Genomic DNA, 5976 nt, shown 5'->3' with positions numbered 1-5976 from the left:
AGGTTACTAGGTTACTAGGTTGCTAGTTTGATAGGATAAAAATATAACTAATATTCAAGGAGGTCTAAGCCTCCTTGGTTATGATTGATTAACCCTATCACCATGACTTGGCGGCGTTGAAGTAACAATAAAAACCAAATCGTCCTCACCATAATTACATAGTTGATGAACAACCCCCGCAGGCACATGCAAGCCCTGCTGCGGATTTAATATGTGCGTTTCAGCTTCCACTATCAAACTAGCCTGCCCATTAAGTACAAAAAAGAACTGCTCTGCAAACTCATGCTTATGCAACTGCTCACAACAGCCCGGCGGCACTCGCTCTTGGATCACACTCAATGCCGCACTTTTCACCAAATGCCAACCATCGCAGTTATCACCCCAGTTATAATGCTCAGCGTTTTCTATTGAAATAGGCATTGCCATATCTTCGTTACCCCTTAAAAACGACTGCACAACAAAGTAAAGCATCACAGTTTAAAATGGTAGTAAATTTAATTCATACAACACAACCACACTTATTCGCGCATAAAAGTGCGGGAAATCGCATTTATTCGCGCGTAAAAGTGTGAAAACCCACATTTATTCGCGCGTAAAAGTGTCAACCATCGTCTTAACAGCTAAAGCAAAGTCTAAAATACAATCAGTTAGCTTGATATCAGGTCAATCTAAAGTTTTGATATCTGAAGTCAGGGTGACCCTATTACTGCTATTACTCGACTATTACTCGACTATTACTCCTATGTATTAGCACCAGACTATAACTCCCAGCCTACTGAAATACTTAACCAGCCTTCACCTTCATGAGCCCATCTTTGATCTCCAGTTCTATCTTGCCCGTAAACTATACCTATATTAACACTATCCCAGTTACTAATAAGAAAGCCTGCAGCCCAAGAAAAACCAGATTTTGAGTCAGTTGTAGTTGTTCCATCATCGGCTTCACTCAATACTGATACTTGAGTTATCCCTGCTGATAGAAATGGAGTTACTGTTATATATTGATCACTAATAAGAACATCTAATCCATAGCCTGCATAATAGCCTACTGTAGCATCGCCACCTATAGACTTATCATCCAACCTGTATTTAAAGGGAACTATAAGTGGGCCACTAACTACCCCTCCAAAACTTTGCTCTACTTTACTCTCAATTGGTACACCGTTAACTTCTGTTTTACTCAAATAATAAACTTCATCCTCAATAACATCTGATGCGCTCTCACTCTTATAATCGTTTTTTGTTCTAGTACTTTTTATTACATTGTATGGATAAATATTTGTAAATTTAATTGCGTATTTATCTTTATTATTATTATCTAGAATAATAAATTTAGATTGAGCACCAACGTTAAGATTAAAATTGGTTCCATCAGAACTAACTTTTAATGCTGTTTTAGCTCGGTATTTGTTATCTTTAGCTAATTCATCAGCATTAGATGCAAAAGTTGTGATAATAATCCCAAATAGTAATATATTCCTCATTGTCTTTTTCCTTGTGTTTTTGCACAGACAACATACTTCCTGTGGGGTTAAATTAGAGTGCTAACAGCTTATTGAACACCATTTGGCGATTTATAACACACCTAACGGCATATATTACATACTCTGACAGCTCCACCAGCAATTACAACTGTAAATTAAGGGTTAACAAAATGCAAATTCAAAGCTATTTATTTTGTTCTAAAACGGTTGTTGACTATGTTATTGAACAAAATTAGAATTCGACACAGCAATATTGGAGTCAGGTCTTGCTTTTTGCCACTACCTTACTAATACTAGAATAATACAATTTAAAAACTCGTCTGTTTCATTGAATCACAACAAGTCACTACACACAAAAAAGCAAAAAGATAGACCTGACCCATTCTGCTAGAAAAGGAATATATTGTCCTGCCGCTCTACTACAGTGAATATGTAGTAAGCAAACACCTGAGGCTGATAAATTGATAAAAGATAGGCCTACAAATTACACCAATTTAAACATCGTTGAGGAAACTGACGAATGTTCACAAAACTATTACGATGGTGAACTCATACTCAAAGTAAAAGGCTTGTGGTTCGCTGGTAAAGCCATAATCAAGAGGCACTTTTCATGGAAGGTAGAAAAGGCATAACCTAAAGCTAGAACGAGTTAGCTAAAGCTATTATTCTCAAACAAAATTGCAGTTAAATTTAGCATTTCAAATAGCTAAAGCTATCTACAGACCTTTAGCTCACATCATATTTCATCAGAAAGACAAAAATAACCTTTAGTTCACTGTTTGCCAGAATGGCAAGAAATCTCTTACTTCGAGTTCTGTAAATAACTGTACTGAAATAAAGATAATTGGTAATTAATCTTATCATCAGCTACAAACACCAAGCATACAGTCATTTACTATTAAGTTAAAAGTGTTGGTATCGCATGCATGAACAGCTAAAAAGACACTTTATTTCAAAAACATAAAGAAAACTCCTTTTATTGATATATCTCAATGCTGAACTTAACTTTATGTTTATTCAATAAAGAGATATTATCATAGCAGTATTGTTTTAAGGACGAATCATGGCAAAGGTTTTTGTAGCGGCTTTAGGTGGTGTAATCTGCACTCTACTTGTTATTATTTTTGTTTTCAATGGTGATCTTAGGGGGCTCTTCGGTGCTGAAAATACATTTCTATTTAATGGTCATTCTTCTGAATTAACATCTAAACAATTAATACAACTAAATAGCCTCGCAGAATCTGGCGTAGTATTAACTAGCGGTGAATTGCTAAGTCAGGTAAATAGTTTTTACTCTACAATAATAGTAATGCTAATAGTCATAATTTCTGGCTTTGGTTATTTCGGTTTTGTTTTTATAAAAACAAAAGCTGAAGATGAAGCCAGACAAGTTGCAAGAAGTATTGTTGATGAACAATTGAACCAAAATATAAAACCCAAAATTGAAGAGATGAGAAATTTGTGTAACTCTCAAACCATCTTAGATCAGATTAGGTTACATTCCGATAATTTAGTAAATGATTCCGTTACCTTTAGAAACCTACTCTTAACCCAGATCGAGTATCAATTTGAAGTTGAGTTTTCAAGTACTAGTTACGATGGCCTTATTGATTTTATTAGAAAATATGAAGAAAACTCAGAAATCGTGAAGACTACTATAGCGGAAATAAATGAGAGTTTAGAAACAGTTCAAGCCATGAGTTCAAACAGTTCTGAAATTAGTCTAAATAATGAAGCTGGAAACTTACAATAATGGCAATACGAGTAAGAAATAAACCTAAAGTAGAGAGAGTATCTAACTCTGCTTTTAATTCAGCTTATGAGTTATTATCTCATGCTCATCTAAATGGAATTTCTACTAGACCACTAGACTTGGCGGGTTTATGTAAGTCATTAAATATTTTAATTAACTATAAGCCATTGAGAGACAATCTTTCTGGTTCACTTGAATATTTAAATGATAAATGGGTCATAACAGTAAATGCTCTTCATCACGAAGGAAGGCAACGATTTACTATTGCGCATGAACTAGGCCATTATTGCTTGCATAAACAAAGTACTAATGACTCATTTGATGATGAAATTTTTCATAGGGGAAATGGCTACGACTCGAAAGAGTTTCAAGCTGATAGCTTTGCTGGTGAACTATTGATGCCTGAAGATGATTTCCGTAGTTACATAAATAACGTTTCAACTAATATAAATGAAATAGCTGATCATTTTGGCGCTTCAGCAATGGCTGTTCGGAAGAGAGCCGATATTTTAAGACAAGGACGTAAATAAAATTGAATACTTACTACCCAATTATTAAGACTACTATCTCTGAATTACGAGCATTTAACAATATCGATTCATTTAAAGATAAAAGTATTACTCCTATATTTGAACTGACAAAGTCTAGAAAGTCTAAAAATAATCAAGGTGGTGACGTATCTAAAAGAATTGATGACATAGCTAATATTGTGGAAGGCAAAGCATTTATTCTGGATTTAACATCTGAGCAGTCCTTATCAAACGATCAAATCGAATCAATGTTTGACGAGGATGAAGATTTTTTAAATTGGAGAAATTTTGTTTTATCACTTAGGAATAGTGGGCACAACGTTATTCCAGTTATACAAGCTTATGATGATAGCTCAGAAGATGAATTATTAAACCAAATGGCTTTTTTTGATGAACACTGTGAGAGTTTTGCTTTGAGAATAAAGTCAGAACTTTTTCAGTTAGACGTCGTTTCTACGTTATTAGAGTTAGCAAGTAACTTCAAATATACACTTATCATTGACTTCAGTTATATCAATGGAGTGAATGAAGGCGAAGTTGATAAAGGCATATACTTCATAAATCGCCTGTCTGGTTTTGATTTTATGCCTGATAGAATTGTAATATGTAGCTCTTCATTTCCTCCAATGGTTGAACATAACAATCTACACTCTGGAGAGTTTGACAACTATGAATTCAGCTTTTTTAATAGTTTTAAGAAGAGCTATCCTACTGATTACAATATTTTCTACGGGGATTATGCATCAGTACATCCTGTAAGAAATGACATAACAGCATATAACTGGGTACCAAGAATTGACTATCCTATAAACCATAAGACTTTATTCTATAGATATCAAAGAGATATCGGTGGCTATAAAAAATGCGCCGAAGAATTGAACTCTAACGTCATTTTTACAAATAGCCCAATTGATTGCTGGGGATATCAAGAATGTGTACAAGCTAAAAAGTCGCCTAACGGGAAGAGCCCATCTTATTGGATTTCTGTAAGAATCAATATTCACATTCATAGAGTTCTAAAATGGCTGAGTAGTTAACTTTTAAATTTTCTTTAGATTAACATCCCTTAAGGACAATATTTGAAGGTCATGAGCATCGATACTTTGCTTGTTTTTTTCTTTTTTAAAGATTTCATATAAAGGGACATATCGCTGCTTCAACCACTCTGAAAAAGCTTCATGTATATTTTCTGAACTTTTGATGTTTTTAACCATAGAAGATCTTATTTTTGATAAATTTAACTTAGATCTAAATCGAGGCTTTCTTAGTAGCGAAACTTTTTTGTTATCATCTATTATTATAATTCCAAACCAAAGTCCAACTTTTCTGACATTCACCAAATGCTTCTTTGTAGTAACAACATAGACATAATTGAAAACTTCTTTGTAATCCTTTAATTGTTCCTCAAGTTTCACAAGGTTATCGGAATCGCTTTTTACTTCATATGCAGTAGTTTCAAAAGAGCATTTATCGCATGTCACCAAATCGGCTCTTCTTAATCCATAGCAGAATGGAACTTCTCTAGCTATGAACTCAAACGAGTTATTAGTTTCTAAATATTCAATCAAGCTTGTAAGCATTGAGCTTTCATCTTTCAACGTATTTACCTCTCTAAAGTACCTAGTAATTTTATCATAAGATAGATTGAGCTGTTTAGTTAACTAAGCCCCTTATCGCTTAGCCGCTGAAATGTCTATAAGTGAGAGTAATACGAAATAAATTATACATATATACTTCAACAACATGCTAAGAACGAAAGAAGCAGTACTTACATGCAGTTAGCAAGTAGGTTTTTTACTTTTATGATTTTTAAATAAATATGAATTTACTTTCTAAACAAAGAAGTTTTAAGCATTGCAATAAATTACTGTTTAATTTTACTGTGTAATAAACTTTAACCTAAAATACTGGCTACCTTATTAAAAAGGTACAAGAGATTGACTTAGCACAAACAATGTTAAAGATAAGAACAGATAAACCTCACCAATTACATCGCTACAAATGCGCTACACAGAAATAGAATAGAAAGAAAAATAATTATAAGCTATTGATTTTATTGGTAGCCCCTACAGGAATCGAACCTGTAACTGCCCCTTAGGAGGGGGCCGTTATATCCATTTAACTAAGAGGCCACATTCGAGCTTCGAGCTTCGAGCTTCGAGCTTCGAGCTTCGAGCTTCGAGCTTCGAGCTTCGAGCTGATAGCTGAT

6 protein-coding genes and 1 tRNA gene are annotated in these 5976 nt (G+C 34.1%); 3 read left to right on the top strand and 4 right to left on the bottom strand.

The window, feature by feature from the left end; translation table 11 throughout:
• Positions 1-78 precede the first annotated feature (78 nt).
• Together CWB85_RS12020 and CWB85_RS12015 are read right to left on the bottom strand one after the other, a co-directional pair.
• The gene (locus CWB85_RS12020) at positions 79-426 is read right to left on the bottom strand and encodes a cupin domain-containing protein (RefSeq protein WP_138555016.1); all 348 of its coding nucleotides are present in this window, start codon (positions 424-426) and stop codon (positions 79-81) included.
• A gap of 332 nt (positions 427-758) precedes the next feature.
• Complete coding sequence (locus tag CWB85_RS12015; RefSeq protein ID WP_138555015.1) at positions 759-1484, bottom strand: hypothetical protein; 726 nt, start codon at positions 1482-1484, stop codon at positions 759-761.
• A gap of 1063 nt (positions 1485-2547) precedes the next feature.
• On the opposite strand from CWB85_RS12015, the gene CWB85_RS12010 reads away from it, so the two are divergent.
• The 3 genes from CWB85_RS12010 to CWB85_RS12000 are packed head-to-tail and all read left to right on the top strand — an operon-like array spanning position 2548 to position 4804.
• Positions 2548-3237, top strand: a complete 690-nt coding sequence (locus tag CWB85_RS12010; RefSeq protein ID WP_138555014.1) for a hypothetical protein — start codon at positions 2548-2550, stop codon at positions 3235-3237.
• Entirely contained in the window at positions 3237-3767 is a 531-nt protein-coding gene (locus CWB85_RS12005) for an ImmA/IrrE family metallo-endopeptidase (protein ID WP_138555013.1), read from the top strand. The genes CWB85_RS12010 and CWB85_RS12005 overlap by 1 nt, the downstream gene beginning before the upstream one ends.
• Positions 3768-3769: 2 nt before the next feature.
• Complete coding sequence (locus tag CWB85_RS12000) at positions 3770-4804, top strand: beta family protein (protein ID WP_171039013.1); 1035 nt, start codon at positions 3770-3772, stop codon at positions 4802-4804.
• A 3-nt stretch (positions 4805-4807) separates the two neighbouring features.
• On the opposite strand, the gene CWB85_RS11995 is transcribed toward CWB85_RS12000, so the two are convergent.
• Positions 4808-5365, bottom strand: coding sequence for a sce7726 family protein (locus CWB85_RS11995; RefSeq protein WP_138555011.1), 558 nt, complete (start codon positions 5363-5365; stop codon positions 4808-4810).
• Between the two features lie 459 nt (positions 5366-5824).
• Positions 5825-5899 (bottom strand) — tRNA-Arg (locus CWB85_RS11990).
• Positions 5900-5976 lie beyond the last annotated feature (77 nt).

Origin of the sequence: Pseudoalteromonas sp. S1727 (assembly GCF_005886375.1) — a bacterium.
Lineage (GTDB): Bacteria > Pseudomonadota > Gammaproteobacteria > Enterobacterales > Alteromonadaceae > Pseudoalteromonas > Pseudoalteromonas haloplanktis.
This window is presented reverse-complemented; position numbering and strand designations above follow the sequence as displayed.

What these genes read in the sequence shown, in the direction of transcription:
- CWB85_RS12005 (WP_138555013.1), top strand. Translation starts at nt 3,237, where the DNA reads ATGGCAATACGAGTAAGAAATAAACCTAAAGTAGAGAGAGTATCTAAC.
- CWB85_RS12010 (WP_138555014.1), top strand. Translation starts at nt 2,548, where the DNA reads ATGGCAAAGGTTTTTGTAGCGGCTTTAGGTGGTGTAATCTGCACTCTA.
- CWB85_RS12020 (WP_138555016.1), bottom strand. Translation starts at nt 426, where the DNA reads ATGGCAATGCCTATTTCAATAGAAAACGCTGAGCATTATAACTGGGGT.
- CWB85_RS12015 (WP_138555015.1), bottom strand. Translation starts at nt 1,484, where the DNA reads ATGAGGAATATATTACTATTTGGGATTATTATCACAACTTTTGCATCT.